Source organism: Agrobacterium sp. CGMCC 11546, assembly GCF_013365515.1.
Lineage (GTDB): Bacteria > Pseudomonadota > Alphaproteobacteria > Rhizobiales > Rhizobiaceae > Agrobacterium > Agrobacterium fabrum.
The window spans coordinates 1,871,656-1,898,379 of the sequence record NZ_CP047387.1 but is presented as its reverse complement, the minus strand read 5'-3'; the positions used below and the strand labels follow the sequence as shown (position 1 = coordinate 1,898,379).

27 protein-coding genes are annotated in these 26,724 nt (G+C 60.0%); 18 read left to right on the top strand and 9 right to left on the bottom strand.

Features of this window, described 5'->3' with window-relative positions; all coding sequences use genetic code 11:
• The first annotated feature begins 430 nt into the window (after positions 1 to 430).
• The 9 genes from GSF67_RS09610 to GSF67_RS09570 all read left to right on the top strand — a co-directional run bounded on the left by GSF67_RS09610 (position 431) and on the right by GSF67_RS09570 (position 12,724).
• Entirely contained in the window at positions 431 to 1,357 is a 927-nt protein-coding gene (locus GSF67_RS09610; RefSeq protein WP_035214626.1) for a D-alanine--D-alanine ligase, read from the top strand.
• Positions 1,345 to 2,277 carry a cell division protein FtsQ/DivIB gene (locus GSF67_RS09605; RefSeq protein ID WP_006310438.1) on the top strand — a complete coding sequence of 311 codons (933 nt, stop codon included), beginning with the start codon at positions 1,345 to 1,347 and terminating at the stop codon, positions 2,275 to 2,277. Before GSF67_RS09610 ends, GSF67_RS09605 begins: the two co-directional genes overlap by 13 nt.
• Positions 2,274 to 3,605, top strand: coding sequence for a cell division protein FtsA (gene ftsA, locus GSF67_RS09600; protein WP_004442783.1), 1,332 nt, complete (start codon positions 2,274 to 2,276; stop codon positions 3,603 to 3,605). The genes GSF67_RS09605 and ftsA overlap by 4 nt, the downstream gene beginning before the upstream one ends.
• A 92-nt stretch (positions 3,606 to 3,697) precedes the next feature.
• Positions 3,698 to 5,449 (top strand): cell division protein FtsZ, encoded by a 1,752-nt coding sequence (gene ftsZ / locus GSF67_RS09595; RefSeq protein WP_006310437.1) that lies wholly within the window; start codon positions 3,698 to 3,700, stop codon positions 5,447 to 5,449.
• A gap of 270 nt (positions 5,450 to 5,719) precedes the next feature.
• A complete protein-coding gene (lpxC, locus tag GSF67_RS09590; protein ID WP_010972045.1) occupies positions 5,720 to 6,676 on the top strand; it encodes a UDP-3-O-acyl-N-acetylglucosamine deacetylase in 957 nt (318 codons plus the stop codon).
• A 234-nt stretch (positions 6,677 to 6,910) separates the two neighbouring features.
• Positions 6,911 to 7,777: an outer membrane protein assembly factor BamD gene (locus GSF67_RS09585; protein ID WP_010972044.1), complete on the top strand. Its 867-nt coding sequence runs from the start codon at positions 6,911 to 6,913 to the stop codon at positions 7,775 to 7,777.
• A gap of 15 nt (positions 7,778 to 7,792) precedes the next feature.
• The gene (gene recN / locus GSF67_RS09580) at positions 7,793 to 9,466 is read left to right on the top strand and encodes a DNA repair protein RecN (RefSeq protein WP_006310434.1); all 1,674 of its coding nucleotides are present in this window, start codon (positions 7,793 to 7,795) and stop codon (positions 9,464 to 9,466) included.
• Between the two features lie 125 nt (positions 9,467 to 9,591).
• Positions 9,592 to 11,766 (top strand): NAD-dependent DNA ligase LigA, encoded by a 2,175-nt coding sequence (gene ligA, locus GSF67_RS09575; RefSeq protein ID WP_176072024.1) that lies wholly within the window; start codon positions 9,592 to 9,594, stop codon positions 11,764 to 11,766.
• Between the two features lie 64 nt (positions 11,767 to 11,830).
• Entirely contained in the window at positions 11,831 to 12,724 is an 894-nt protein-coding gene (locus GSF67_RS09570; RefSeq protein ID WP_006310432.1) for an aminoglycoside phosphotransferase family protein, read from the top strand.
• Between the two features lie 4 nt (positions 12,725 to 12,728).
• Here GSF67_RS09570 and GSF67_RS09565 read toward each other — a convergent pair whose 3' ends face one another.
• On the bottom strand, positions 12,729 to 13,262 hold the full coding sequence (locus tag GSF67_RS09565) for a GNAT family N-acetyltransferase (protein WP_006310431.1): 534 nt from the start codon (positions 13,260 to 13,262) through the stop codon (positions 12,729 to 12,731).
• Between the two features lie 184 nt (positions 13,263 to 13,446).
• Positions 13,447 to 14,376 (bottom strand): DMT family transporter, encoded by a 930-nt coding sequence (locus tag GSF67_RS09560; RefSeq protein ID WP_006310430.1) that lies wholly within the window; start codon positions 14,374 to 14,376, stop codon positions 13,447 to 13,449.
• Positions 14,377 to 14,575: 199 nt separating this feature from the next.
• Between GSF67_RS09560 and gcvA the strand changes: the two genes are divergently transcribed.
• From gcvA to GSF67_RS09545, 3 genes are read left to right on the top strand one after another with little or no spacing between them, the layout of a single operon-like run.
• Entirely contained in the window at positions 14,576 to 15,478 is a 903-nt protein-coding gene (gene gcvA, locus GSF67_RS09555; RefSeq protein WP_006310429.1) for a transcriptional regulator GcvA, read from the top strand.
• A 43-nt stretch (positions 15,479 to 15,521) separates the two neighbouring features.
• A complete protein-coding gene (locus tag GSF67_RS09550) occupies positions 15,522 to 16,130 on the top strand; it encodes a 3'-5' exonuclease (RefSeq protein ID WP_006310428.1) in 609 nt (202 codons plus the stop codon).
• Positions 16,131 to 16,177: 47 nt separating this feature from the next.
• Complete coding sequence (locus GSF67_RS09545; protein WP_006310427.1) at positions 16,178 to 16,669, top strand: CreA family protein; 492 nt, start codon at positions 16,178 to 16,180, stop codon at positions 16,667 to 16,669.
• Positions 16,670 to 16,876: 207 nt separating this feature from the next.
• Here the strand turns inward: GSF67_RS09545 and GSF67_RS09540 are convergent, their stop codons facing one another.
• Positions 16,877 to 17,344: a chemotaxis protein CheW gene (locus GSF67_RS09540; protein ID WP_004430791.1), complete on the bottom strand. Its 468-nt coding sequence runs from the start codon at positions 17,342 to 17,344 to the stop codon at positions 16,877 to 16,879.
• Between the two features lie 68 nt (positions 17,345 to 17,412).
• Between GSF67_RS09540 and GSF67_RS26020 the strand changes: the two genes are divergently transcribed.
• From GSF67_RS26020 to GSF67_RS09525, 3 genes are all read left to right on the top strand, one after another.
• Positions 17,413 to 17,727 (top strand): hypothetical protein, encoded by a 315-nt coding sequence (locus GSF67_RS26020; RefSeq protein WP_010972038.1) that lies wholly within the window; start codon positions 17,413 to 17,415, stop codon positions 17,725 to 17,727.
• Positions 17,728 to 17,868: 141 nt separating this feature from the next.
• Positions 17,869 to 18,477: a cytochrome oxidase assembly protein Sco gene (sco, locus tag GSF67_RS09530; protein ID WP_006310425.1), complete on the top strand. Its 609-nt coding sequence runs from the start codon at positions 17,869 to 17,871 to the stop codon at positions 18,475 to 18,477.
• A gap of 79 nt (positions 18,478 to 18,556) precedes the next feature.
• Entirely contained in the window at positions 18,557 to 19,435 is an 879-nt protein-coding gene (locus tag GSF67_RS09525; protein WP_006310424.1) for a 50S ribosomal protein L11 methyltransferase, read from the top strand.
• Positions 19,436 to 19,582: 147 nt separating this feature from the next.
• Here GSF67_RS09525 and GSF67_RS09520 read toward each other — a convergent pair whose 3' ends face one another.
• Positions 19,583 to 19,756, bottom strand: coding sequence for a hypothetical protein (locus GSF67_RS09520; RefSeq protein ID WP_006310423.1), 174 nt, complete (start codon positions 19,754 to 19,756; stop codon positions 19,583 to 19,585).
• 292 nt (positions 19,757 to 20,048) lie between these two features.
• Between GSF67_RS09520 and GSF67_RS09515 the strand changes: the two genes are divergently transcribed.
• A complete protein-coding gene (locus GSF67_RS09515; RefSeq protein WP_006310422.1) occupies positions 20,049 to 21,890 on the top strand; it encodes an aminopeptidase P family protein in 1,842 nt (613 codons plus the stop codon).
• Here GSF67_RS09515 and GSF67_RS09510 read toward each other — a convergent pair.
• Positions 21,887 to 22,201 (bottom strand): AzlD family protein, encoded by a 315-nt coding sequence (locus GSF67_RS09510; protein ID WP_006310421.1) that lies wholly within the window; start codon positions 22,199 to 22,201, stop codon positions 21,887 to 21,889. The two genes, GSF67_RS09515 and GSF67_RS09510, sit on opposite strands and share 4 nt — an antisense overlap.
• Positions 22,198 to 22,920: an AzlC family ABC transporter permease gene (locus GSF67_RS09505; RefSeq protein ID WP_006310420.1), complete on the bottom strand. Its 723-nt coding sequence runs from the start codon at positions 22,918 to 22,920 to the stop codon at positions 22,198 to 22,200. The genes GSF67_RS09510 and GSF67_RS09505 overlap by 4 nt, the downstream gene beginning before the upstream one ends.
• A 185-nt stretch (positions 22,921 to 23,105) precedes the next feature.
• On the opposite strand from GSF67_RS09505, the gene GSF67_RS09500 reads away from it, so the two are divergent.
• Entirely contained in the window at positions 23,106 to 23,342 is a 237-nt protein-coding gene (locus GSF67_RS09500) for a DUF2164 domain-containing protein (protein WP_006310419.1), read from the top strand.
• A gap of 10 nt (positions 23,343 to 23,352) precedes the next feature.
• Here GSF67_RS09500 and pncA read toward each other — a convergent pair whose 3' ends face one another.
• The gene (gene pncA, locus GSF67_RS09495) at positions 23,353 to 23,979 is read right to left on the bottom strand and encodes a bifunctional nicotinamidase/pyrazinamidase (RefSeq protein ID WP_006310418.1); all 627 of its coding nucleotides are present in this window, start codon (positions 23,977 to 23,979) and stop codon (positions 23,353 to 23,355) included.
• A gap of 456 nt (positions 23,980 to 24,435) precedes the next feature.
• Here pncA and GSF67_RS09490 point away from each other — a divergent pair, with 456 nt between their 5' ends.
• Complete coding sequence (locus GSF67_RS09490) at positions 24,436 to 25,722, top strand: DUF2778 domain-containing protein (protein ID WP_006310416.1); 1,287 nt, start codon at positions 24,436 to 24,438, stop codon at positions 25,720 to 25,722.
• Between the two features lie 25 nt (positions 25,723 to 25,747).
• Here GSF67_RS09490 and GSF67_RS09485 read toward each other — a convergent pair whose 3' ends face one another.
• Positions 25,748 to 26,173 (bottom strand): DMT family transporter, encoded by a 426-nt coding sequence (locus GSF67_RS09485; protein ID WP_006310415.1) that lies wholly within the window; start codon positions 26,171 to 26,173, stop codon positions 25,748 to 25,750.
• On the bottom strand, positions 26,170 to 26,652 hold the full coding sequence (locus GSF67_RS09480; protein WP_006310414.1) for a DMT family transporter: 483 nt from the start codon (positions 26,650 to 26,652) through the stop codon (positions 26,170 to 26,172). The genes GSF67_RS09485 and GSF67_RS09480 overlap by 4 nt, the downstream gene beginning before the upstream one ends.
• Positions 26,653 to 26,724: the final 72 nt, after the last annotated feature.

Genomic DNA, 26,724 nt, shown 5'->3' with positions numbered 1-26,724 from the left:
ATTGTTAAACACCGCAGGCCTCGCAATGCACTGCCGGTCACGGTGCTTCGATTGAGAGACTGATTCAGGCCGCGGATTTAAAATGCTGAAACGCCAGATAATTTTGTCTGGGGAATAAGCCCGTCTGTTAACGTTTCGACCTTGCCTTCATCGCGAAGTGGCGAACCCGCCAGGGCGGTTTTATTTCCGATCATTGAAAACCTGCATGTTGCAATCCGTGCAACTCTCTGATTCCAAGGAGGTAATCGGGATCGATGCTGATTCTTTAACGGAACTCGGCATGTTGGACGCGGCGGTTAACGAAAGTAAACGATTCATTAACCTTAATGGCGTTTAACTGATCTCAAGGATCATGTGCCAGAATCACCGTCCGTTTCATTCGGTCGGTTCGGACATGGTTCGTAATGGAGAGTTGGTGTCAGAGGGTTCGATGGGCGGCAAGCACGTAGCTGTTCTTTTGGGTGGATTTTCGTCGGAGCGGCCGGTCAGCCTCTCGTCGGGCAACGCCTGCGCGCTTGCTCTTGAGGGCGAGGGCTACAAGGTCACCCGTGTTGATGTGGGGCGCGATGTCGCTGCCGTACTCGACGAGCTGCGCCCGGATGTCGCCTTCAATGCGCTGCACGGTCCCTTTGGCGAGGACGGTACCATTCAGGGCATCCTCGAATATCTGGCTATTCCCTATACACATTCCGGCGTGCTGGCGTCTGCCCTTGCCATGGACAAGGCGCAGGCCAAGAAAGTTGCGGCCGCCGCTGGCGTTCCGGTTGCTGCCGAGCGCGTCATGAACCGCTTCGATTTCACCAGCGAACATCCGCTTGCACCACCTTATGTGGTGAAGCCGGTGCGCGAAGGCTCCAGCTTCGGCGTCGTCATCGTCAAGGAAGATCAGTCGCATCCGCCGCAGATCCTCACCTCGTCGGAATGGCGTTATGGCGATCAGGTCATGGTCGAGCGCTACATTCACGGGCGCGAACTGACCTGTGGCGTGCTCGACGACGAGGCGCTGGGCGTCACCGAAGTGGTGCCGCTGGGTCACAATTTCTATGATTATGATGCGAAATACGCTGCTGGTGGCTCGAAACATGTCATTCCCGCAGAAATTTCACCGAAAATTTACCAAAAGATTCAAACATTGGCGGTTATGGCACATCAGGCGATCGGGTGCCGTGGCGTAAGCCGTTCAGACTTTCGTTACGACGACCGCTTCTCAGAAGATGGCGAAGTTATCTGGCTTGAAGTGAATACGCAGCCGGGCATGACGCCGACCTCCCTGGTGCCGGAAATGGCGGCCCATGCTGGCCGCTCCTTTGGTGACCTTGTCAGCTGGATGGTGGAGGACGCTTCGTGTTTGCGGTGACCGGCAAAAAGTCGACGGCAAAAAAGCGCGAGCAATACGCGGCGACGGCCAATGCCGACGATCGCAGGGTGCTGCCGCGTCCGCTGCGTCGCTTCGTGCGTTTCGGTGTCAGCCTTGCGACAGGACGCATTCATATTCCCGCCCATACCGGCACGATTTCGGCCGTCGCCTTTTACGCGATGATCGGGCTTTACGGTATGTCGCTCGGCGGCCATACGAATATCGTCACCCAGACGACGACCTCGGCCGCCGGTTTCGCGGTTGAGGACGTCAAGGTCTCCGGCAATCTGCAGACTTCGGAAATCGAAGTCTTCCAGCTTCTCGGCCTCGACGGCAGCACCTCGCTGATTGCGCTTGATATCGATGCGGCACGCCGCAAGCTCGTCCAGCTTCCCTGGGTGGAAGATGTCGATATCCGCAAGGTCTATCCGAAGACGGTGGAAGTTCGCCTGAAGGAACGCCAGGCCTTCGGCATCTGGCAGCACGGCACGGAACTGTCGCTTATCGAAAAAAGCGGCAGTGTGATCGCGCCGCTGCGTGACAATAAATTTGCCGCCCTGCCGCTGTTCGTCGGACGTGACGCGGAAACGGGTGCTGCCGGTTTCGTCGCGCAACTGGCCGACTGGCCGGAAATCCGCAACCGCGTTCGCGCCTATGTGCGCATTGCCGGTCGCCGCTGGGATCTGCATCTCGATAACGGTATCGTCGTCAAGCTGCCGGAAGAAAACCTGCCGCAGGCGCTGCAATTGCTGGCGCGGCTCGATCTCGAGGAAAAGGTCCTGTCGCGCGATGTCGCAGCGGTGGACCTCAGACTGACGGACCGCACCACTATCCAGTTGACCGAAGGTGCTGCCGAACGCCGTCAGACCGCGGTAGATGCGCGCACCAAGGCTCTCAAGAAAGCGGAGAAGAACACATGAGCTTTTTTGGTTCTTCCCATTTCGGCCTGCCTCGTCTGAAGCCGCTTTCTTCCAAGCGCAGCCACATCGTCTCCGTACTCGACATCGGCTCGACCAAGGTCGTCTGCATGATCGGCCGGCTGACACCGCGCCAGGAAAGCGAAATTCTGCCGGGCCGTACCCACAAGGTCGAAATCATCGGCATCGGCCATCAGCGCTCGCGCGGCGTGAAATCCGGCGTGATCGCCGATCTCGACGCACTCGAAGGCGTGATTCGTCTTTCGGTCGATGCGGCCGAGCGCATGGCGGGCCTGACCGTCGACAGCCTGATCGTCAATGTTTCGGCCGGACGGCTGGCGAGCGACATCTATACCGCGAGCATCGATCTCGGTGGCCAGGAAGTGGAAGCAAGCGACCTGCGCAAGGTTCTGGTGGCGGCAAGCCAGCAGTCCATGCGCCAGGACCGGGCGATCCTGCATTCGCTGCCGACGGGTTATTCGCTGGATGGCGAGCGCGGCATCCGTGATCCGCTATCGATGTATGGCGATCTTCTCGGTGTCGACATGCATGTGGTGACGGTCGAACGCACGGCGTTGAAGAACCTCGAGCTTTGCGTCAATCGCGCGCATCTTTCGGTCGAGGGCATGGTGGCGACGCCCTATGCCAGCGGTCTTGCGGCGCTTGTCGACGATGAAGTCGAGCTTGGCTGTGCGGCCATCGACATGGGCGGCGGCACCACGACGATCTCGGTTTTTGCTGAGGGCCGCCTCATCCACACCGACGCGATCGGCCTTGGCGGCCATCACGTTACGACAGATCTTGCACGAGGCCTCTCGACACGAATCGAAGATGCGGAGAGACTGAAGGTGGTGCATGGTTCGGCTTTGCTGAATGGCGCGGATGAGCGCGACATGATTTCGATCCCGCCGATTGGCGAAGATGATCGCGATCAACCATCGCAAGTTTCAAGAGCACTTGTTACCCGCATCGTGCGGGCGCGTATCGAAGAGACGCTGGAATTGATCCGTGATCGTATCCAGAAGTCCGGCTTCAGCCCCATCGTCGGCAAACGCGTTGTCCTGACCGGCGGCGCAAGCCAGCTGACGGGGCTGCCGGAAACGGCACGGCGCATTCTCGCCCGCAACGTTCGTATCGGCCGCCCCATGGGCGTGGCCGGTCTTCCGGTAGCGGCCAAGGGACCGGCATTTTCAACCGCCTGCGGATTGATGATCTATCCGCAGGTGGCGGACATCGAAATTCATGCGGCGCAAGGCGGAATGTTTTCGCCGTTTGGCAACGGTAGTGGCCGGATCGCCCGGGTAGGGCAATGGCTTAAAGAGAGTTTTTGAGTGGCCTCGAGGCGTAAGCCGGAGGTTTCAGAGTTGAGTTTTCAAGAATCGGCCAGCGGGGCGATGCGGCCAGAGAAAGAAGGAATGGTAAAATGACGATACAGCTGCAAAAGCCTGATATCACCGAGCTGAAGCCACGCATTACCGTTTTCGGTGTGGGCGGCGGTGGCGGTAACGCTGTCAACAACATGATCACGGCTGGCCTCCAGGGCGTCGACTTCGTCGTCGCCAACACGGATGCGCAGGCTCTGACCATGACGAAGGCAGATCGGGTCATCCAGCTCGGCGTCAACGTCACCGAAGGTCTCGGCGCCGGTTCCCAGCCGGAAGTCGGCCGCGCTGCCGCTGAAGAATGCATCGACGAGATCATCGATCACCTGAACGGCACCCACATGTGCTTCGTCACCGCCGGCATGGGCGGCGGCACCGGCACCGGTGCTGCACCCGTCGTCGCACAGGCTGCCCGCAACAAGGGTATCCTGACGGTCGGCGTCGTCACCAAGCCTTTCCACTTCGAAGGCGGCCGCCGCATGCGTCTGGCCGAACAGGGCATCGAGGAACTGCAGAAGTCCGTCGATACGCTGATCGTCATTCCGAACCAGAACCTCTTCCGCATTGCCAACGACAAGACGACCTTCGCCGACGCCTTCGCCATGGCTGACCAGGTTCTCTATTCCGGCGTTGCCTGCATCACCGATCTGATGGTGAAGGAAGGTCTCATCAACCTCGACTTTGCCGACGTTCGCTCGGTCATGCGTGAAATGGGCCGCGCAATGATGGGCACCGGCGAGGCTTCGGGTCCGGGCCGCGCAATGCAGGCTGCGGAAGCGGCAATTGCCAACCCGCTGCTCGACGAAACCTCGATGAAGGGCGCACAGGGCCTGCTGATCTCCATTACCGGCGGTCGCGACCTTACCCTGTTCGAAGTCGACGAAGCGGCGACCCGTATCCGCGAAGAAGTCGATCCGGATGCCAACATCATCCTCGGCGCAACCTTCGACGAAGCTCTTGAAGGCCTCATCCGCGTCTCCGTCGTCGCCACCGGCATCGACCGCGTTGCGGGCATCGGCGAACAGAACATTGCAGAAATGCGCGCAGCTGCCGCCAAGCCGCTTATCCGTCCTTCCGCGGCCGTTGCTCCCGCTCCGGCCGCAGTTCAGCCTGCACATGCAGTATCGCAGGCACCAAAGACCGTAGACCAGATCGCCCAGACCATCCGTTCGGCGGAAGCTGAAATGGAACGCGAACTTGGTTTTGCCGCCCACCAGCAGCCTTCTCAGGACTTCCGTCCGCAGAGCAAGCTGTTTGCATCGTCCCCGGCTGAAGCGCCGGCGGCTCTTCGTCCGGCCCAGCCGGTTCAGCAGGCTGCTCCGGCGCCGGTTGCTCAGGCACCGGTCTACCACGCTCCGGAACAGGTTGCCGCTCCGGCGCCGCGCATGCAGCAGCCGCAGGCACCAGTCTACCAGGAGCCTGCTCCGGTTGCCCGCCAGCCAGAGCCGGTACGCATGCCGAAGGTCGAAGACTTCCCGCCGGTCGTGAAGGCCGAGATGGATCACCGTGATCGCGCTACTCCGGTTGCACAGGAAGAGCGTGGCCCGATGGGTCTTCTGAAGCGCATCACCAACTCGCTTGGTCGCCGCGAAGAGGAAGAAGTTCCCTCCGACATGATGGATGCGCCGAGCATGGCGCCGCAGCGCCGCGCGCCGCTTTCGCCGGAAGCCAGCCTCTACGCACCGCGCCGTGGCCAGCTTGACGACCACGGCCGTGCGACGCCTTCCTCGTCCAGCCATCACGACGACGATCAGCTGGAAATCCCGGCCTTCCTGCGCCGCCAGTCCAACTAAAGGCGATTCCATACGCTCTTCGAAACGCCCGGATCTCACGATCCGGGCGTTTTGTTTATTTTACGTTATTAACACTAAATTAATTTGCGTTTTCAAAGGCTTGTGCATGTAACAATCCGAAACGAACAGTGATTTGTCGTGGCACCTTCATGTGCGTATGTATGAGCCTGGGTAAGGGATAATACGGACTTGGCCGGTTGCGAAAACCGGCTTGAAAACTTGAACGGCGCTGGCTCAAACGGCGCGGTTTGCAAAACAAGGCATAGACGCATGACCATCGGACTGCTCGGATTTCAGACAACTATCGCACATGCTGTTCAGCTTAAAGGCATTGGCGTGCATTCCGGCAACCCGGTGTCGATGACGTTCCAGCCCGCGGAAGCCGGAACGGGCATTCTGTTTCAGCGCCTTCACGACAATGGCAGCGTCACTGAGTTGAAGGCCGTTTCGGCCAATGTCGGCAATACCGATCTCTGCACCGTGCTCGGCCGTTCGCTATCCCAGTCAGTGGCGACGATCGAACACGTCATGGCTGCCATCTACGCGATGGGCCTCGACAACCTCATCGTTGAAGTCGACGGTCCCGAAGTGCCGATCATGGATGGCAGTTCCGCTCCCTTCATCGAGGCGATCGAATCGGTCGGCATCAAGAATCTCGGTGTGAAGCGCCGTTACATCCGCGTCACCAAGCCGGTGCGCATCGATTCGGGTGCGTCCTGGGCTGAGTTCCGCCCCTATGACGGCACACGCTTCGAGGTCGATATCGATTTCGACACGCCGCTGATCGGCAGGCAGTCCTGGAAGGGTGATCTGACGGCAGAGACGTTCAAGAACGAACTGTCGCGTGCCCGCACTTTCGGCTTCATGCGTGACGTGGAACGTCTGTGGGCCGCGGGTTATGCGCTCGGTTCCTCGCTTGAGAATTCGGTCGTCATCTCCGACGACAACAGCGTCATCAACATGGAAGGCCTGCGTTACGCCAAGGACGAATTCGTCCGTCACAAGACGCTGGACGCCGTGGGCGATCTGGCGCTTGCCGGCGCGCAGTTCATCGGCTGCTACCGCTCCTATCGTGGTGGCCACAAGGTCAACGCGAATGCGCTGAAGGCGCTGCTGAGCGATCCTTCGGCCTATGAAATCGTGGAAGCGCCGGCTGCCCGCAATCAGGTTCGCGCCCGCGAATTCGTGGCGGTCAACATGCCGGAATTTGCGCCCTGGTCTGCGTAAGTTTGTTTGCAGGCTATCAATTGACAGAAAAAGCCGCTCCCTCTGGGGCGGCTTTTTTGTGAAGCGGGGCAGGAAGTTGCATGTTATCGCCCGATAATCGTGCGATTGCATGGGCCGATGCCATAAAAATGCGTTAATGCGTCATCATTGCGTTGCCCTGCGGATGCTTTTATGGCTAGAACGCCAGTGCAAAGCCGATGCTTATGTATTTGCGCGGGAAGTGGGAACTGTCGAATGAAGCATGTAGGGTCTGGTGCAATGAAGGGTACGATGCGGGGGATCGCCGTTTCGTTGATGTTGGTCGGCGCAAGTGTCGTCGTCACGGCCTGCCAGTCCGATCCGGATATCGACATTACCAAGCTCGGCGTCGAGACCGATCCGCCTGACGTTCTGTACAAGCAGGGGCTTGCCAACATGAACGCCGGCAACATGACGGAAGCCTCACGCAAGTTCGAGGCGATCGACAAGCAGTACCCCTTCACCGAGTGGGGCCAGAAGGCGCTTGTCATGCAAACATTCATTGCCACGCGCACCAACAAGAACGATGTGGCCATCACGTCCGGCAGCCGTTTCCTGCGCCAGTATCCGCGCTCCAAGGATGCCGCCTATGTTCAGTACATGATCGGCCTTGCCTATTCGAAGCAGATTTCCGACGTGACGCAGGACCAGCGCGCCGCGCAGCGGACGATCGAAGCGATGAACAAGGTGGTCAACGACTATCCGTCTTCGGAATATGTCGCCGATGCACAGGCCAAGATTCGTTTCGCCCGCGACCAGCTCGCCGGCCGTGAAATGCAGGTCGGTCGTTATTACCTTGAGCGCAAGGAATATCTCGCCGCCGTTTCGCGCTTCCGCATCGTCGTCGAGCAGTACCAGAACACCAACCAGATCGAGGAAGCGCTGGCGCGTCTGACCGAAGCCTATTACGCCATGGGCCTGGTGGATGAAGCGCAGACCGCGGCCGCCGTTCTCGGCAACAACTATCCCGACAGCCAATGGTATGCAGATTCCTACAAGCTGCTGAAGGGCCAAGGCCTGGAGCCGCGAGAAAACAAGGGGTCCTGGATTTCGCGCGCCGGCAAGAAGCTTATCGGCGCCTGAGACGGGGCATAGGCCATGCTGGTCCAGCTCTCCATACGCGACATCGTTCTGATTGAAAGGCTCGACCTCAGTTTTGAGGCGGGCCTTTCCGTGTTGACGGGCGAGACGGGTGCCGGCAAATCCATCCTGCTTGACAGTCTTTCGCTTGCGCTTGGTGGTCGTGGTGATGGCGGCCTTGTGCGCCATGGCGAAGACAAGGGGCAGGTGACCGCCGCTTTCGAAGTCCCGAACGATCATCCCACCCGGCTTCTCCTGCGCGAAAACGGTCTTGATGACGATGGCGACCTGATTTTCCGCCGCGTGCAATCGGCTGACGGGCGCACCAAGGCTTATGTCAACGATCAGGCCGTGAGCGTGCAGATGATGCGCCAGCTTGGGCAGATGCTGGTCGAAATTCATGGCCAGCATGACGACCGCGCGCTGGTCGATACCGACGCCCATCGCACGCTGCTCGATGCCTTTGCGGGACTTAGTGATGAGGCGCGCAGCGTTCAGGGCCTCTACCGTACTTGGAAGGATGCCGACCGTGCTCTGAAGACGCACCGGGCCAAGGTGGAGGCGGCGGCGCGCGAGGCGGATTATCTGCGGTCTTCCGTCGAGGAGCTGGAAACACTTTCGCCGCGCGACGGCGAAGAGGACGAACTGGCCGAGCGCCGGGCGGTGATGCAGAAATCCGAACGCATTGCCGGTGATATCGCCGAAGCCAGCGAATTCCTGAACGGTAATGCGTCGCCCGTGCCTGTCATCGCCTCGATGATGCGCCGACTGGAGCGCAAGAGCCACGAAGCGCCCGGCCTGCTGGAAGATACCGTACAGTTGCTGGATGCTGCGCTGGACAGCCTTTCCAATGCGCAGATGGAAGTGGAGGCGGCGCTGCGCCGCACCGAATTCGATCCGCGTGAGCTGGAGCGGGTGGAGGAACGATTGTTCGCCCTGCGCGCTGCCGGCCGCAAATATAATGTTGCTGTGCCTGACTTGCCGGCGCTTGCCGAAAAAATGGTGACGGATCTCGCCGATCTCGATGCCGGCGAAGAAAAGCTTGGCAAGCTCGAGGCCAATCTCGGCGTCGTGAAGGCTGATTTCGACCGGGCCGCCCGGTCGCTTTCCGAAAAGCGCCGCAATGCGGCGGAGGCGCTATCGGGGGCTGTCATGGCCGAACTTCCGGCGCTGAAGCTGGAGCGGGCGCGGTTTACCGTCGAGGTAACTTCCGATCCCGAGCAGGCGACGGCCGACGGCATCGATACGGTGGAATTCCACGTCCAGACCAATCCGGGCACACGGCCGGGGCCGATCATGAAAGTGGCATCGGGCGGCGAATTGTCCCGCTTCCTGCTGGCCCTTAAAGTGGCGCTGGCGGATCGCGGTTCGGCACCGACCCTGGTGTTCGATGAAATCGATACCGGCGTCGGCGGTGCGGTGGCGGATGCCATTGGCCAACGGCTGCGCCGCCTGTCGAAAACCGTGCAGGTTCTGTCCGTCACCCACGCGCCGCAGGTGGCGGCACGGGCGGCCACCCACCTTCTCATTTCCAAAGGCCCATCGGGCGATGGCAGCGAGCGCATCGCTACGCGCGTCGCGACCATGGAACCGAACCACCGTACCGAAGAGATCGCTCGCATGCTTGCCGGCGCGTCGGTGACCGACGAGGCGAGGGCTGCGGCTGCGCGTCTGCTCGCGGCAAAGGACTGATCGTTCGCCACAGCGCTGCAAGAGCGCGTTCGGTGTTGTGGGTCTTGTGAGACTGGCGGCAAAACTGATTTTATTGCTGTTTCATTTCGGCTAAAAGCGTTCGGTAATTCTGAAACGAGGCCGCTATGTCGAAAGACCAGATTCCCGTCGAAAACCTGACCGAGCTTGAAGCCTCTTCGGAGCTGGCGTTTCTGGCAGCCGAGCTTGCCCGTCATGATGCGCTTTACCACGGCAAGGACGCGCCGGAGATTTCCGATGCCGACTATGATGCGCTGAAGCGGCGCAATGATGCCATCGAAGCGGCGTTCCCGGCATTGGTGCGGGCTGATAGCCCGTCGAAAAAAGTCGGCTTCACACCGCTGCCGACCTTCGCGCCCATCGTGCATGCCCGTCCGATGCTGTCGCTCGACAATACGTTTTCGGAAGAGGACCTGCGCGATTTCGTCAGTTCGGTCTATCGCTTCCTCGGGCACCTGCCTGATGATTCCATCGCTTTTACCGCCGAGCCGAAGATCGACGGGCTTTCCATGTCGATCCGCTACGAGAACCGCAGGCTGAAGACGGCGGCGACACGCGGTGATGGCACGACGGGCGAAAACGTCACCGCCAATATCAGGACCATCAAGGAAATTCCGAATGAACTGCCTTCGGACGCGCCCGACGTGGTGGAGGTGCGCGGCGAAGTCTATATGGCCAAGAGCGACTTCCTGGCGCTGAACGCCCAGATGGAGGCCGATGGCAAGCAGACCTATGTGAACCCGCGCAACACGGCATCCGGTTCTCTGCGCCAGCTCGATGCGAATGTGACGGCGAAACGCAAGCTGCGGTTCTTTGCCTACGCGCTGGGTGAAGTCTCCAATGGCGGCCAGCCGGCGCGGATTGCCGATACGCAATATGGCATCGTCGAGAAGTTCCGGGAGTGGGGATTCCCGGTCAATCCGCTGATGAAGCGATTCACCTCCGCGCAGCAATTGCTTGAGCATTATAATGAAATCGGCGTCGCCCGACCCGATCTCGATTACGATATTGACGGCGTCGTCTATAAGGTCGACCGGCTCGATCTTCAGGAACGTCTGGGTTTCCGCTCCCGCAGCCCTCGTTGGGCCACCGCACACAAGTTTCCGGCCGAGCAGGCTTTTACCACCGTCGAGAATATCGAAATTCAGGTGGGACGCACCGGCGCTTTGACGCCGGTGGCGCGCCTCACGCCGATCACCGTTGGCGGTGTGGTCGTCACCAATGCGACGTTGCACAATGCCGATTATATCGAAGGCATCGGCAATAGCGGCGAGCGTATCCGCCCGGAGGATCACGATATCCGCATCGGCGACACGGTCATCGTGCAGCGCGCCGGCGACGTCATTCCGCAGGTGCTGGATGTGCTTCTGGAGAAGCGCGCGGTTGGGGCGGCGAAATATGTCTTTCCGGAGAAATGTCCGGTCTGCGGCAGCCATGCGGTGCGGGAACGCAACGAAAAGACTGGCAAGCTCGATTCGGTCACGCGCTGCACCGGCGGTTTTGTCTGCCGGGCACAGGCGGTGGAGCATCTAAAACATTTCGTCTCGCGTAACGCCTTCGACATTGAAGGGCTGGGCACCAAGCAGATCGATTTCTTCTTCGAAAGCGACGATCCGGCACTTTCGATCAAGACCGCGCCTGACATTTTTACGCTGAAGGCGCGGCAGGAGGCATCCCATCTGACCAAGCTCGAGAATATCGACGGCTTCGGCAAGGTTAGCGTGAAGAAGCTGTTCGACGCGATCGATGCCCGCCGCGAGATCGATCTGCATCGGCTGATCTTCGCGCTCGGCATTCGTCATGTCGGCGAGACCACGGCGAAGCTTCTGGCGCGGTCCTATGGCACTTATGAGCATTTCGAGGAGGCCATGAAGGCGGCGGCCGATCCGGCGAGCGATGCCTGGGCGGAACTCAACAGTATCGACGGCATCGGCGAGGTGGTGGCCCGTGCCATCATCGAGTTTTACAAGGAGCCGCGCAATCTCGATGTTATCGACCGGCTGATACGGGAGCTTCAGCCGAAGGAGGCCGAGAAGCCTTCAACTGAGGGCAGCCCGGTGGCAGGCAAGACTGTCGTCTTTACCGGCTCGCTGGAAAAATTCACCCGCGATGAGGCGAAAGCCCGGGCCGAAAGCCTGGGCGCAAAGGTTGCCGGTTCAGTTTCGAAAAAGACGGATATTCTGGTCGCAGGGCCGGGGGCGGGCTCCAAGCTTGCCAAAGCGGCAGAGCTGGGTGTGCAGACCATGGACGAGGATGAGTGGCTGGCGTTGATCGGCGGCTGATACGGCGTCATCGCTGTGTTGCCTTGCACCGCTAGAGGTTTGCGCCTGAAACGGGGAACGCATCATGGATGACCGCATTGTCGTCACCACTCAGCAGGTCCGCGCGCTGATTGCCAGCCAGTTTCCGCGATGGGCGGCGCTGGATGTTCAGCCGGTGGACCTGAGCGGCTGGGACAATCGCAGCTTTCGCCTTGGCGAAGATATGCTGGTCCGCATGCCGAGTGCCGAGCGTTATGTGGCGCAGGTGGAGAAGGAACATCAGTGGCTGCCGGCGCTTGGACCTCTCCTGCCGGTCCCAATTCCAGCACCGTTGGCGCTTGGTCAGCCGGGCGAGCAATATCCATTCTGCTGGTCAGTCTACCGCTGGCTCAAGGGCGAACCTCTCGCCCGGTATCTGGACAGCATCGATCTTTCGGCCATTGCCATCGATGTTGCTGCGTTTTTAAAGGCCCTGCACGGCATAGATGCTTCGGCGGGCCCACCTGCCGGCGCGCATAATTTTCATCGTGGCGGCTCGCTCGCAGTCTATGACGGGGAGGCGCGGGCCTCGGCGGCGCGCCTTGCCAATGAAGTGGATCAGGCGCTGGCCATGGAGATATGGCAGCTTGCCCTTTCCAGCCATTGGCAGGGCCAAGGCGTGTGGGTGCATGGCGATATTGCCGAGGGCAATCTGCTGGTGCAGGACGGGCGGCTGTCGGCGGTCATCGATTTCGGCAGTTCCGGCGTCGGTGATCCGTCGTCCGATCTCATTCTCGCGTGGAATGTGCTTGATGCGCACAGCCGGGCTGTTTTTCGCCGGGCTCTGGGTCTGGATGAGGCCACATGGCAGCGCGGGCGCGGCTGGGCACTGTGGAAGGCGCTTATCGTGCTGGATGCCGAGCGCGGGCGGAACGAAAAAATGGCCGAATGGTCGCGGCGGACCATTCGGGAGATATTTACGGATCACCTGGAAAACTGATCGCCTATCGAAGCCGTGCCATCACATGGGCATCGACGTATTTTCCATCACGATAGGCATCGTTGCGCAGGGTGCCTTCGCGTTCGAAACCGAATTTCTCGTAAAGCCGGATGGCCGGGAGATTGTCGGTGAAGACGTTGAGCTCGATGCGACGGATATCGTGCCAATTGTCAGCCGTGTCGATGAGAGCCCCAAGAAGATGCGATCCCACACCTTTTCCCGCGAAATCGTCATGAACACTGATCACCAGATCGGCGATGTGGGCCTGCCGTCCCGCCCGGCGATACAACCCGCCATTGGCAACGATTTTTCCGTGCCATTCGCCGATAATCGCAATGTCGTTCGGACCGCGGTTTTCCATTGCCTTCCTGGTCTTTTCCACCGATTGAAACGGTTGCCGAAGCGTGCCGTAACGAACCCCCGGCAGATTGAACAGTTCGGTTAAGGCTTCGGCATCGTCCAGACGTGCAGCACGCAGGATAACGTCGCTTAACTGGAACTGTCTGTCTTCATTGTCGGCAATTTTTACAGTGTGCATGCCTGTCTCCTTGGGCGTGTGTGGAGCAGGTGTCCGAACCCTGCTCTGGCTGGCAGGGTGGAAATGGATCGCTTAACGCGACGACATACCTTCCCCTGCCGAATGGCCGGTCATGGTATGGCGACGGGTGATGTTGTGTTTCGTTGCGATCATGCGCGCAGAATGCTTTTGCCCCGCGACCCTGTCAAGCGGGCGCGTTGCGCAGCAGGCTTCGAAGTTTCGCCGGTAACCTTCCATCGATGGCGGCCAGTCCGGCGGCGATCATCGCCATGCCCGCGAAGTGCTTGATTTCCAGCTGTTCGCCGAGAATGAGCGAGCCGAGTAAAATGGCGCTGACCGGTATGAGGAAGGTGACAAGGGCGAGGTTGGTGGCGCCGGCGCTGGCAAGAATGCGGAAGAAGATGAGATAGGCAAGCGCTGTCGATAGCAGGGCGATGCCGATCAGCGCCCCCCAGGTGCCAAGGCCTGGCATGGCGAGTGTCCAGGGTTTGTCGATGAGGAGTGCGGCGGGGATAAGCATCAATGTCGACGAGGATATCTGCCCGGTGGCGGTCATCAGCGGCGGCACGCCCATGGCCTTAAAGCGACGGCCGAAGATGCCCGCGAAGGAATAGGAGATGGCCGCGCCGAGAATGGCGATCTGGCCCCACAGGCCGGATGATCCGCCAAAGGCTGCCGGTCCGATCATGGTCGCCACGCCGACAAAACCGATTAGCACGCCGGCGAGCTTGTTGCCGGTCATCTTTTCGTCGGCGGTCAGAAAGTGGGCAACGATGACGGTGAAGAGCGGCGTCGTGGCATTGAGGATCGAGGCGAGACCGCTGGCGATCTGGGTCTGGCCCCAGACGATCAGGCAGAAGGGAATGATGTTGTTGAGCAGGCCCATGCCGAAAAAGGCGCGCCACACCGCCCATTCACGCGGCAGACGAAGGCCCATGATGCGACAGACGACCAGCAGCGCCATGGCCGCAAGGCTGACGCGCAAGGTGACGATGGTGACGGGCGGCAATTCCTTCACCGCGACGCCGATGAAAAAGAATGATCCGCCCCACAGCAGCGAAAGTGCTATCAGCATCGCCCATTCACGGGCATCCATCTGTTTCTGTATCGCCATCTTCGTCTCCCATGGGGTATGAATATTGACATGGTCGCAGATAGGGGTGCTGCCATCCACCCGATATCGGTTGAGTTTATCTGAAGCTCATATTGCTGGCGTTCCGCAGCTTTTCATGTCCTGTTGCGTCTATTTACTCCCTGTTTTAAGATGTTTTCAAACGATTGTTTCTCGTTGGATAATTGAGTTGAGCTAAACCATGGCGACGGAACTTCCATCTCTGAAGGGGCTGCAGGCCTTCGAGGCCGCAGCGCGCTATCGCAGCGTCACGCTTGCGTCCAACGAGCTGAACGTCACCCCTGGTGCGGTCAGCCTGCAGATCCGCGAGCTGGAGGCGCGCCTTGGCGTGCAGCTGTTCTTTCGCAAACCGCGCAGCATCCAGCTGACGCGCGAGGGAGAGCGTTATTACGGCGCGCTCCGCACCGCCTTCCGGATGATGCGCGAAGCGACGGCGGAACTGACGGCACGCTCCGAGATCACTGTTCTGACGCTTAGCTGCACGCCGACTTTCGCCGTGCAATGGCTGATGCCGCGATTGCCTTCCTTCCAGCAGCAAAACCCGCATGTGGATGTCCGTATCAGCGTGACCAACCGACTGGTGGATTTTTCGCGGGACGATGTCGATCTGGCGGTGCGGCATGGTTTCGGGCGTTATGAAGGGCTGGAGAGCATCCGCTTCATCGATGACAGCACCCTGCCGGTCTGCGCACCTCAGCTGCTGGAAAAATACGGGCCGCTTCGGGAGGCGGGAGACTTGAAATCCGTGCCGCTGCTGCATGATGAAAACCGCAACGAGTGGCGGCGCTGGCTAGAGGCGGCGGGGGCATCTGATGTCGACGCTTCCGGCGGCACGGTCTTCATCGACAGCAATGGCGCGCTGGATGCGGCCAAGGCTGGGCACGGCATTGCGCTGACGCGGCGTTCGCTTGTTTCCCGCGAACTTGTGGAGGGCGCATTGATAGCGCCCTTCGGCACGGACATGGCCAGCACGCTCGCCTATTTCCTGGTTTATCCACGGCGCATGCTTGATAATCCCGATCTCGTGACGCTCATCGACTGGATGCTTTCGCAAGCGGGTTCCACTGAGGCTGGTTCTCTTTGACGCCAATTCGGTCTATGCCGGAAGACAACAACGGGAATCACTCTTGAAAACTATCGCCATCGATTTCGAGACCGCCAATGAGGAGCGTGGCAGCGCCTGCTCCGTTGGGCTTGCATGGATTGAGGACGGCCAGATCGTTCGTGTGGAAGAACGGCTCATCCGCCCCAGAGACATGCGGTTTTCGCCCTTCAACATTGCCGTGCACGGAATTCGCCCTCGTGATGTCGAGGACGCGCCGGAATTTCCTGAAGTGATGGAGGAGTTCATCGACGACTTCCACGGCGCGACCATGATCGCTCATAATGCCGCCTTCGATTTCAGCGTCATGCGTGCGTCGTTCGACAAGTACCGGCTGTCCTATCCTGATCTTTCCTACCTCTGCAGCGTCAAGATCGCCCGACATGTCTGGCCACATCTGGTGTCGCACAAGCTGAATGTCATTGCCCATCATCTCCAGTTGCGTTTCGTGCATCATAATGCGGCGGAAGATGCGGTTGTCTGTGCTGCCGCCTCGATTGCGGCGGCGCGGGCTCTCGGTGTTGCGCATATTCGCGATCTGCCGGAAAAGATCGGTATGGTCGCTGGCCGTCTGACGTCCACGGGTTATCAGCCCTGCAGCATGAAAAAACGGACCGTCGCACGGGTTGCCTGAGCGGGTTTTCCACCTATGTCTTATGCAAGCGTAACGGAGAAGATGCGATGAGGATGAAAACTCTGTCGGGTTTGTTTGCGGGCCTTCTGGCATTGCTGCCGGTAACAGCGGCGCATTCCGAGGTCGTTGGCAAGGTTGGCGTCGACTGGATCGGCAATGACATCGTCATCGAGGCGATCGCCGATCCGAAGATCAAGGGTGTGACCTGCCACGTTACCTATTTCGACCGCGGTGTGATCGACCGGCTGAAGAACGGCAACTGGTTTGAAGATCCTTCCAACAATGCCATTTCCTGCAGCCAGACGGGGCCAGTGGAGATTGGCGACATCGATCTCTCCAAGGGCGGGGAAGAAGTGTTCCGGCAGGGCATGTCGCTGATCTGGAAAAAGCTCGTCGTCAGCCGCGTCTATGACAAGGCGAATGATACGCTGATCTACCTCGTGCACGCGCGCGAGCTGAAGGACGGCTCGGCCAAGATGGCGATTTCGACGGTGCCGCTTTATAACCAGCAGGTGACGTGGGAAAAGGGCAAGCCGTGAGGTTTGCCACCGGCGCTGCTGCGCATAATCCACCCGCGACGTCATCCTCGGGCTTGTCCCGAGGATCCAATCACGTATCGTAAATCGTTAGGTTGCAGATGCTCGGGACAGGCCCGAGCATGACGGAGGAGAGGTATGCGACGTTGGCGCTTCCCTCAGGGCGAGCCGCAGAACCTGCCCGTTAATTTTGAAAACTCGGTGACGTGATCAGGCCGCTTCGCGCGCCAACTCGTCCGCAATGACGGTGTCGAGGTTGAGGAAGCAGACCATGCTCTTTTCCAGCGCGACGATGCCGCGGCAGAAGCTACGCTGCTCTTCCGGAATGATATCGGGAGCAGGCTGCAGGTCTTCCGAGCGGATGGTCATCATGTCGGAGACCTGTTCGACCAGGAGGCCGACCAGCTTGCCGCCGATATCGGTGACGATGATGGCGGAGCGTTCGGACGGTTCGGTCATTTTCATGCCGAGGCGGCCGGCCATGTCGATGACGGGAATAACGGCGCCGCGCAGGTTGATGAGGCCGAGAACATAAGGCGGCGTGTGCGGCATCGGGGTAACCGGCGCCCAACCGCGAATTTCGCGGATCGCCATGATGTCGATGCAGAATTCCTGATCGCTCAGATGGAAGGAAACGATTTCGAGATATGCGCCGGATTGCTTGATGGCGTTGGACATGACGGCAGGTTTCCTCTGATGGCTCTCTAACAGGCCCACGCAGGATTGAGCTTTATGCGGTGGCCGGAATGGACCGGGAGACATCATGTCGAGGATTGAAAAACCGCTGCGGGCATCATGCGCAGCAAGATTTTAAACTTTCCCTAACAATTACTGGTTCCACAGCGCGGGCCCCCGGTATTTTGGCGGTTTTCGCGTCTGCGCAAACAGGTTATAACAGGGATATGAAGGCACTGACGTCCCATCCGCTGAAGTTTATTCTGGCAAGTCTTGCCGCGGCGGCTTCGCTTGCCATTGTGCTTCTTGCCTTTGACGGCTGGGTGCGGCACAGCACGGATATTTTCCTTTCTACTGTGCAGAGCGGCATTGCCTGGTGCCTGTGATCCCAATGCCAATTGCGGCTTTGTGACAAATCAGCGCGGTCAGCCCAAATACGGCCAGTTGATTTGCCGTTGCCGCTGCCCTTCGCTATCAGTCGGGCAGGGCCTGCGATATGCCGCCGGCTTTCGGGGTAGGATTGGACAATGAGAAATATTCGCATCGTATTGTGGGCCGTGGTGGTCGTTCTTGCCGGTGTCGTCAGCTGGCTGACGATCGAGATGACGAAAACCCGCGAGGAGATGGTGGAAACGGCCTATGGCGTGCCTTTCGCGCTGACCGCGCAAAATGGCCAGCCGATCACCGAAAAGGCGTTTCAGGGCAAACCGACGGCGCTGTTCTTCGGCTTCACCCATTGCCCGGAAGTCTGCCCGACCACGCTGTTCGAGCTGAACGGCTGGATGGAGAAGGTCGATCCGGCCGGTGACAAGCTGCAAGCCTATTTCGTATCCGTCGATCCCGAGCGCGATACGCCTGAGATCATGCAGCAATATGTCTCCAACGTCTCGAAGCGGATCACCGGCATCACCGGCCCGGCCGACAAGATTGCCGAAACGCTGAAAGGCTATCGCATCTATGCCAAGAAGGTGCCGGTGGATGAAAAGGATCCGAATGGCGATTACACCATGGATCATACGGCGTCCGTGATCCTGCTTGATGCCAACGGCCGCTTTGCGGGAACGATCGCTTATGGCGAAAACCCTGATGTCGCCGAGCAGAAGCTCCAGAATCTTCTTAAAGGCGCGAAGGCATAATTACGCCGGGCTTATTGGACTGATGAAGGTTTTGTGGCAAAGGCAGACTGAGTAGCCCTAGCCAGAGAAAGCAGCCGCCGTGAGCGAAATCCGCCTCTATGTCACCACGACCGAAATCAAGGCCGGTGAAATCCTCGATCTCATGTCGGACTATTTCGGCGAGGAGGATGTCGCGATCGCCACGACCGAGGTGGATGAGAAGCGCGACATCTGGGAAGCCTCCGTCTATCTGATGGCCGAGCAGGAGGAGGAGTTCCGCGAGCGCGTCAGCACTTTGATTGCCCCCGCCTTTCCCGGTCTCGTCATTGAGAAGGAAATCATTCCCGATGTCGACTGGATCGCCAAGTCGCTCGAGGGGCTGAAGCCGGTGCGGGCAGGGCGGTTCATCGTCCATGGCGCGCATGATCGCGACAAGGTGCAGCCGCACGATCTGGCGATCGAGATCGAGGCGGGGCAGGCTTTCGGCACCGGCCATCACGGCACCACGGCCGGCTGCCTTGAAATGATTGAGGACGTGCTCCGTGCACGGAAGGTGCGCAACGCGCTCGATCTCGGCACCGGCAGCGGTGTGCTGGCGATTGCGGTGCGCAAGATGCGTCCCATTCCCGTGCTGGCAACGGACATCGATCCCATTGCCGTCAAGGTGGCCAAGGAAAATGTACGGCTGAACGGCATTGTTTCCGGGATGGCGCTGGAAACCGCACCGGGTTTCCACTCAGATGCTTTCCGCAAGCATGGTCCGTTCGATCTCATCATCGCCAATATTCTGGCGCGGCCGCTCATCAAGATGGCGCCGCAGCTCGTCACGCATCTGGCGCCCGGCGGCACCGTCATCCTGTCGGGCATTCTTGCATCGCAGCGCTGGAAGGTGCTTTCCGCGTATAATGGCGCCAAGCTTTCCCATATCCGCACCATCTGGCGCAATGGCTGGGTAACGCTGCATCTGCGCAAGGACTGAGGTTCTCGCAACAGCTATTTCGGACAAAAGAAAAGGCGGCGCTTTCGCGCCGCCTGGAAACCCGCGAGCATGGGAGGAGCTTGCTCAAGCGGGTCGACGTATTCCTGATCAGACGCGGTGGAGGGAGGATCGCCGCGCCTGATGTCATCAGAATACGTAGCTGGACTTTGCCTTGTGGCGCAGATCGGCGCGGTTCATGCCGAGCGCTTCGAGCGACTTGTCGTCGAGGTTCAGAAGGGCGGCGTTAACATGACGGCTGACCTGACGCTCGCGTGCTTCAATGACGCGATCGAAGGCGGTGCGGAGGAAAGATTTTGCCATTGCTTCAAATCCTTTTTTGCCAGGAGAGTGTCTCTCTCGCTGTGTTGACCTTGATATAAGCGATGTGTTTTTGTTTGGTTAGGTGGGAAAGCTCACGGTAGGCATGCTTAAAACGCATATCAATCCGCCTTGAGTACGACTTATTCCGCAAAAAATGCACAATTTATCACCGCAATTCGCTCTGTCATATATGGCTTGAAACCGGATTGATCGGCATGGCATGGTCCTATCCGGTCGCTGATCCTATCGCGCGGTTGGCGGCTTTTCTCATGACAGTTTCTGAAAGACACACATGTTCCAGACCTTCGACAACAAATCCGCACCGCAATTCGGCAAGGCCCGTGTCGAGGCGCTGCGCGCCGGTTTCGATGCCCTCGGTATCGACGGATTTCTCGTGCCGCGCGCCGATGAATATCAGGGAGAATATGTGCCTGAGTGCGCCGAGCGCCTGTCATGGCTGACCGGCTTTACCGGTTCGGCCGGCATTGCTCTGGTGACGCGCGCGCAAGCGGTGGTGTTTGTCGATGGCCGATATACGACGCAGCTCAAGTCTCAGGTCGATCAGTCGGTCTTTACCGGCGGTGATCTGGTCGGCGCGCCGCCTTCCGTCTGGCTGTCCGAACATGCGGCACAGGGTTTCCGGCTCGGCATCGATCCATGGCTGCATACCGGCGCCGAGTTGAAGCGACTGGAAAAGGCGCTGGCCGGCAAGGGCGGCTCGGTCGTGCTTCTGGAAAAGAACCCGCTCGATGCTCTCTGGCAGGACCGTCCCGCCGAGCCGTTGGAACCCGTTGTCATCCAGCCGGAAGCCTTTACCGGGATACTGGCGAAGGAAAAGATCGCGTCGCTCGCGGCAACGGTCTCGGCCAAGGGTGCGGATGCCCTGCTGGTTACCGACCCGTCATCCATCGCCTGGATTTTCAATATTCGCGGCAATGACGTGCCACACACGCCGCATCCGCTCGCCCGCGGTATCATTTATGCCGACGGCAAGGCGGATATTTTTCTCGACAAGCGCAAGACCGGCATCGAGGCCGAGGCCTATCTCGCGCAACTGGCGACGCAGCTGCCGCCATCGAAGATTGCCGACCGTCTGCACGCCATTGCCAGCGCCAAAGGCCGGGTGATGGTCGATGCCGATCTGACGCCTGTCGCGCTGACCGGCGCGATCACTGCGGCGGGTGGCTCTCTGATTGAAGAGGCCGATCCGGTCCGCCTGCCGCGGGCGCGCAAGAACAAGGCGGAGCTTGCCGGCTCGGCTGCCGCGCATGTGCAGGATGGTGCGGCGATGGTTGAATATCTCTGCTGGCTGGATCGCCAGCAGCCGGGCAGCGTCACCGAGATTGCCGCAGTAAAGGCGCTGGAGGTGGCACGCGCCAAGGTGGGGCAGGCGATGCAGAACCCGCTGAAGGATGTGTCGTTCGACACGATTTCCGGCGCTGGCGACCATGCCGCCATCATCCATTACCGCGTCACGACGGACACGGACCGCATACTTGCCGATGGCGAGATGTTTCTCGTTGATTCCGGTGCGCAATATGTCAACGGCACCACTGATATCACCCGCACCGTTGCCATCGGCACGGTGCCGGAAGAGCAGAGGCGTTTCTTCACGCTGGTGCTGAAGGGCGTGATTGCCATTAGTGCGGCACGGTTTCCGAAGGGAACGCGTGGCTGCGACCTCGATCCGCTGGCGCGCATCGCGCTCTGGAAGGCGGGGGCAGATTATGCCCATGGCACCGGCCACGGCGTCGGCTCCTATCTCTCCGTGCACGAGGGACCGCAGCGAATCTCGCGGCTTTCGACGCAGGAACTGCTGCCCGGGATGATCCTGTCGAACGAGCCGGGTTATTACCGCCCCGGCGCTTTCGGCATCCGCATCGAGAACCTGATCTATGTGCGCGAGGCGGAGGAGGTGGCCGGCGGTGACCAGCCGATGTTCTCCTTCGAGACGCTGACCTGGTGCCCCATCGACCGCCGGCTGGTCGTCGTGTCCCTGCTGACTGACGAGGAACTCGACTGGCTGAACGCCTACCACGCCGACGTTCTGGAGAAGCTCTCTCCGCTCATCACCGATGAAGAGGTGAAGGCGTGGCTCGTTGCCGCGACGAAGCCGCTCGAGCGGGCCGCCTAAAACAGCGAGAAGTGCCTGATGGCGATGACGATGGCCCAGCCGATGGCGAGCATCGTCAGGCCGGGAAAGCGCAGGCAGACCAGAAGGGCTGCCACCATGCCGATCTTCACCTCGTATCCGCCTTCGAAAAAGGCGGGTGCGACGAGCGTGGTCAGAACCGCAACTGGCACGGCGTTCAGCCCGGCCTCCATGCGCGGCGGAATGGATTTCATCCGCGTCATCAGCACATAACCGCCGATGCGGGTGAGATAGGTGGCGATGGCGGCGAGTGCGATCAGGATCAGCGTATCGGCGTGCAGCATGTCGCTCATGGTGTTTCCGCCTTGCTTTCGGGATTGGCCGCTTCCGCACTCTGTTTCGGCGGATAGAGGACCGCGACGACAATTCCGGCAACCGCGCCGAGGCTGACATGCCAGGGCGAACCGACGAAGTGATAGGCGACCGTCGCGCCGGCAGCGCTTGCCAGCATGACAGGGTAGAAATTCTCCCGCTGGCGGAAGCTTAAGACCATGCCCATGAAATAGATCGGCAAAAGCACATCAAGGCCGATGGCTTTCGGATCGCCGACGAGATTGCCGAGTGAGGCGCCGAGAATGGTCATGGCGAGCCACAGCACATAAACCGGTGTGGCAAAGCCCATGTACCAGGAAAAACCGACCGTACCGGTGTTCTCGTATTTCCGGACTGATTCGGCGAATTGCGGATCGACCAGCACGAAGAAGCCAGCGGCCTTCTGCAGAAGCGACCAGTTCGAGATCATCCGGGCAATGGCGGCCGAATAGAGGATGTGGCGGAAATTGACCGCGAAGACGGAAAGAACGATCAGCCAGGGCGCAACCTTCTGGCCGAACAACTCGATACCGACGAGCTGGCTGGCACCAGCATAGACGGTGCCGCTCATGATCGTGGCTTCGGTGATACTGAGGCCATTATCGACTGCGACCGCGCCGAACAGCGCACCGAAGGGGGCGGCGGAGAGGGCGATCGGGAAACCGCTCTTCAATCCCTCGCGAAAATCTGCATTGAACATGTCTGGAAACTCCTTGCCGCCGCTCTATCGCCGTCCCGCCCGGCTGGCAAACGAATTGCATGAATGGATCGATTGATTAACTTGAAGCTTCCGTTACGGTAACGCCTCACGCGGCCCGCGCCGCGGAGGGCTGCGTCGCCATTTTCTTCGCGCGTGCGCTTATGTGGTCAGATGGTGGAGGATCGATGCTGGAAAAGCAGGAAAAGGCGGCTCTGGCCACACGTATCCGGGACTATCTTACCCGCGAGACGGAAACCGAAATCGGCCTTCTTCAGGCGGAAATCTTCGTGGATTTTCTGGCCGACGAAATGGGGTATGTGTTTTACAATCAGGGCCTTAGGGATGCCCATGCGGCGATCCTGCGGCGTCTTGACGATGCCGCTGCTGATATCGATGTGCTGGAGAAACCGAAGCTGCGCTAAGGGCGCGACGCTAGTTCCGCAATATGTCGCGGCTCTTGAGAATGACCGCGCCTTTTTCCCGCATGGCTGCCACCGCGGCTTTGATGCCCTGTGGGTCGATGCCGCGACTGGCATCCTCGATGAAGCGCACCTTGACGCCGGGCAACATGTCGAGGGCATCCTGCACTGAAAAACTGACGCAATAATCGGTGGCAAGGCCGCAGACGTCGAGTTGCGTCACGCCCTGGCGGGCCAGATAGTCGGACAGTCCTGTGGTGGCCACCTGGTCATTGTCGCGAAAGGCGGAATAGCTGTCGATGGCGGGGTTCTCGCCCTTCTGCTGGATGTAATCGAAGGCTTCCATATTCAGGTCGGGGTGAAATTCCGCATCCGGCGTACCCTGCACGCAATGGTCCGGCCACATCATCTGCGGCTTGCCGGAAAGTTCGCCCATGTCGAAGGGTTGCTTGCCGGGATGCTGCGAGGCGAAGCTGCCGTGATTTTCCGGGTGCCAGTCCTGCGAGGCGACGATGAGATCATAGCCGCCATTGTCGATCAGGGCATTGGCGATGGGTACGACCGAGTCTCCATCGGCAACGGCCAGATTGCCACCCGGGCAAAACCCGTTCTGGATATCGATGAGCAGCAGCGCCTTCATGATGTGCCTCCCTTTTTTTGCAGGATGCCAAGCCGGCTTTGGCGGATCAAGCCCCTTTCGCCCTATCCGGCAGGCAGGGGTGTTTCCGGCATGAGCCGGACCCTGTCGCAGTCCTGCCGCATTTGCAGCAAATTTCCGGCAAAGTCAGAATTTACCTGACAATGCGGCGACGGAAATTTTTAGGCCGATGACGCTCCTTTGAGGGGCATTTCCCGGGACGATGCAGTGCGGATGCACGCAGTACCCGCGCAAGTCATTGTTTTGCCTTCGCCCTACAATGCGCAGACCTTAACGAAATATTTTTGCAGGGACTCGTAAACACTTTGGTTACCATAATTCGTCATGCTTCGAGCCAGTCAGTTCCGAAACCGGCGTGGTGTCCGCCCGCCCTTCGGATGTCCCAAAGTCCCTCCGGCGTTGGCCGGGTATGCGTGAACGGTTCGAGTAACGAGTATCATGGCGTTTTCTGCTGCGGCCTATAATGGTGCCGGCTTTGCCGGTTCGTCTTCCGCCAAGAGAGGCAAATCCTCTTCGCTTGGACGGATGTCCGCGATTCTCGGCGGCGGCGCTTTTGCCGGTCTTTTCGCCTTTGCCGCCTTTGCCTCGCTGCACAGCATGGCGGCGGCATCGCATGGCGTCGGGCAATTTGAGAAGACATTGGTGGCACGGCTCGATTCCGCCGAGACGGCGATCGGTCACGCGGCCGCGCGGGACATTCACGTTCGCAAATTTTCCCGCCTGAGCGATCACAGCCACGGCCAGCAGAAGGCCGTCCGCCTTGCCGGCATCATGCCCGAAATCGGCGCGAAGGAATTTCGCGAGCGCTTCGGTGCGGCCGCCAATGCCAAAGGGCAGGCGACGGTGGAGGAGCTTGCCGCGTTGAAGCCGTCGGCAATCGTCGATTCGGCGCTGGGTCGCACCTCCGAGGTTGCCTATCAGAGCGCGGTTTCGCAGCATCCGGCATTTGAAGTAGCGCTGGCGCGGCCGCAGATCGAAGAAGAGGCAAGCAGCCTGCTTCCCGATGACGTGCCGCTGCCGAGCTTCAGGCCTGAAGTCGCGAGCGCCCAGGCAGTCGAGCCGTCTCCGCGTCCTGCCACGCCGTCCAAGGCCGAGGACCATGTTCCCGCTGTCGCCTCCGCCCCCGCTTTTGATGCGCCGGTTCCCCTGCGCGCACCAGCGGCGCCGAAGCAGAGCACCGGCGCCATGCTCGCCTTTGCGAAGCCTGACAATCCCATGCGTGAGCCAAGCAAGATGGATGCGGTTCCGTGGCCGGATCGCGGCAATGGCACGGCGATCTACGATATTTCCTCCGGCGTGGTGCATATGCCGAATGGTGAAAAGCTCGAAGCGCATTCCGGCATCGGCAAGATGCGCGACAATCCTGATTACGTGCATGTGCGGATGCGCGGCTCGACGCCGCCTTCCAGCTACCGCCTAACGATGCGCGAGGCTCGCTTCCATGGCGTCGAAGCCATTCGCCTGACACCGGAAAGCGGCGTCAACCCGCATGGACGCGACGGCCTTCTCGCCCATACCTACATGCTGGCGAAACGCGGCGAGTCGAATGGCTGCGTCGTGTTCCGCGACTATCCGCGCTTCCTTGCCGCCTTCAAGCGCGGCGAAATCAAGCGCATGGTGGTGGTGCCGAAGCTGAATGGAAACCGCCCGACGCTTGCGAGCAGTGGCGGCAAGAGCGGCGGCAAGACGCTGCTCGGCATGTTCTCGCGCGGTAGCGATTCCTGATCGCCTTTGATTTTAACGGAATGCCCTAGCGGCGGCGGCGCTGTGTCAGCACCATGCCGGCAAGGATGAGCAGGATGCCAAGCGCGCTTGCCCAGATTTTCGGCGGGTGATCGCTGAAGAGATCAAGCACGACGCCAGACACCATCTGGCCGCTGATGACGAGAAGGGCGGTATTGACCGCGCCGATGCGAGGAATGAGCCAGCTTCCCGAAGCGATGAAAACGACGCCGATCGGGCCGCCGATAAAGGCAAGCCAGGGCGCGTCGGCAGCACCCGGCGGAATGAGGCCGCCGACGATGAGGCCGATGACGGTCAACACCGTGAAACCGACGATGTGGTTCCAGAAAGAAGCGATCAGCGGTGAGTTGGACAGGCTGAGGCGGCCGTTGATCTGCCGGCTTAGCGACACGAACACGCCGCCGGCAAAGGCCATGGCGATCCAGACGATCATGCCGCTCTCCCGACAAGAATGATCAGCGCACTGCCGCAGAGAATGAGGGCCACGGCCACCATGTCCTGCACATCCGGTCGCCGTTTTGGCAGGCCGAAGAGGCCGAAAAGATCGGCCAGAAGACTGAAGATCACCTGTCCGCCAAGACCGAGCGCAATGGTGCCGGAGAGTGCCAGCGGCGAATTGACGGCGGTGGAGGTGAGGATGACGATGGCAGCACCCACCACCCCGCCGCAATAGGCCCAGAGCGGCGCCTTCGGTTTTGCCGGTGCCGCGGCGTCTTTTTTCTGGCGCATGATGGCGAGATAGATCAGGGCCGCCACCGTTCCGGTTCCATGCGCTGTCCAGGAGGAAAACAGCGCATTGCCATAATGGGCAAGCTGACCGTTGAAATGCACCATCAATGTCAAAAGGCAGCCGCTCGCAAAGGCGGCGGCGATATGCAGCGGGTTCAGGCGGAGATGCGTCGTGTCTGTCATGGCGGGCCGGATTTCGTTTACGCTGCGAAGCGTTATCGCATCGGTGCCGGAATCGAAATCGAATTCTCCGCG

Bases quoted from the DNA above. Each gene is read 5' to 3' on its own strand.
- GSF67_RS09610 (WP_035214626.1), top strand. From the start codon at position 431: ATGGGCGGCAAGCACGTAGCTGTTCTTTTGGGTGGATTTTCGTCGGAG.
- ftsZ (WP_006310437.1), top strand. From the start codon at position 3,698: ATGACGATACAGCTGCAAAAGCCTGATATCACCGAGCTGAAGCCACGC.
- GSF67_RS09485 (WP_006310415.1), bottom strand. From the start codon at position 26,173: ATGATCGTCTGGATCGCCATGGCCTTTGCCGGCGGCGTGTTCGTGTCG.
- lpxC (WP_010972045.1), top strand. From the start codon at position 5,720: ATGACCATCGGACTGCTCGGATTTCAGACAACTATCGCACATGCTGTT.
- GSF67_RS09480 (WP_006310414.1), bottom strand. From the start codon at position 26,652: ATGACAGACACGACGCATCTCCGCCTGAACCCGCTGCATATCGCCGCC.
- GSF67_RS09515 (WP_006310422.1), top strand. From the start codon at position 20,049: ATGTTCCAGACCTTCGACAACAAATCCGCACCGCAATTCGGCAAGGCC.
- sco (WP_006310425.1), top strand. From the start codon at position 17,869: ATGAGAAATATTCGCATCGTATTGTGGGCCGTGGTGGTCGTTCTTGCC.
- GSF67_RS09540 (WP_004430791.1), bottom strand. From the start codon at position 17,344: ATGTCCAACGCCATCAAGCAATCCGGCGCATATCTCGAAATCGTTTCC.
- GSF67_RS09570 (WP_006310432.1), top strand. From the start codon at position 11,831: ATGGATGACCGCATTGTCGTCACCACTCAGCAGGTCCGCGCGCTGATT.
- gcvA (WP_006310429.1), top strand. From the start codon at position 14,576: ATGGCGACGGAACTTCCATCTCTGAAGGGGCTGCAGGCCTTCGAGGCC.
- GSF67_RS26020 (WP_010972038.1), top strand. From the start codon at position 17,413: ATGGACCGGGAGACATCATGTCGAGGATTGAAAAACCGCTGCGGGCAT.
- pncA (WP_006310418.1), bottom strand. From the start codon at position 23,979: ATGAAGGCGCTGCTGCTCATCGATATCCAGAACGGGTTTTGCCCGGGT.
- GSF67_RS09505 (WP_006310420.1), bottom strand. From the start codon at position 22,920: ATGTTCAATGCAGATTTTCGCGAGGGATTGAAGAGCGGTTTCCCGATC.
- GSF67_RS09585 (WP_010972044.1), top strand. From the start codon at position 6,911: ATGAAGCATGTAGGGTCTGGTGCAATGAAGGGTACGATGCGGGGGATC.
- ligA (WP_176072024.1), top strand. From the start codon at position 9,592: ATGTCGAAAGACCAGATTCCCGTCGAAAACCTGACCGAGCTTGAAGCC.
- GSF67_RS09565 (WP_006310431.1), bottom strand. From the start codon at position 13,262: ATGCACACTGTAAAAATTGCCGACAATGAAGACAGACAGTTCCAGTTA.
- GSF67_RS09560 (WP_006310430.1), bottom strand. From the start codon at position 14,376: ATGGCGATACAGAAACAGATGGATGCCCGTGAATGGGCGATGCTGATA.
- recN (WP_006310434.1), top strand. From the start codon at position 7,793: ATGCTGGTCCAGCTCTCCATACGCGACATCGTTCTGATTGAAAGGCTC.
- ftsA (WP_004442783.1), top strand. From the start codon at position 2,274: ATGAGCTTTTTTGGTTCTTCCCATTTCGGCCTGCCTCGTCTGAAGCCG.
- GSF67_RS09490 (WP_006310416.1), top strand. From the start codon at position 24,436: ATGGCGTTTTCTGCTGCGGCCTATAATGGTGCCGGCTTTGCCGGTTCG.
- GSF67_RS09520 (WP_006310423.1), bottom strand. From the start codon at position 19,756: ATGGCAAAATCTTTCCTCCGCACCGCCTTCGATCGCGTCATTGAAGCA.
- GSF67_RS09545 (WP_006310427.1), top strand. From the start codon at position 16,178: ATGAGGATGAAAACTCTGTCGGGTTTGTTTGCGGGCCTTCTGGCATTG.
- GSF67_RS09500 (WP_006310419.1), top strand. From the start codon at position 23,106: ATGCTGGAAAAGCAGGAAAAGGCGGCTCTGGCCACACGTATCCGGGAC.
- GSF67_RS09510 (WP_006310421.1), bottom strand. From the start codon at position 22,201: ATGAGCGACATGCTGCACGCCGATACGCTGATCCTGATCGCACTCGCC.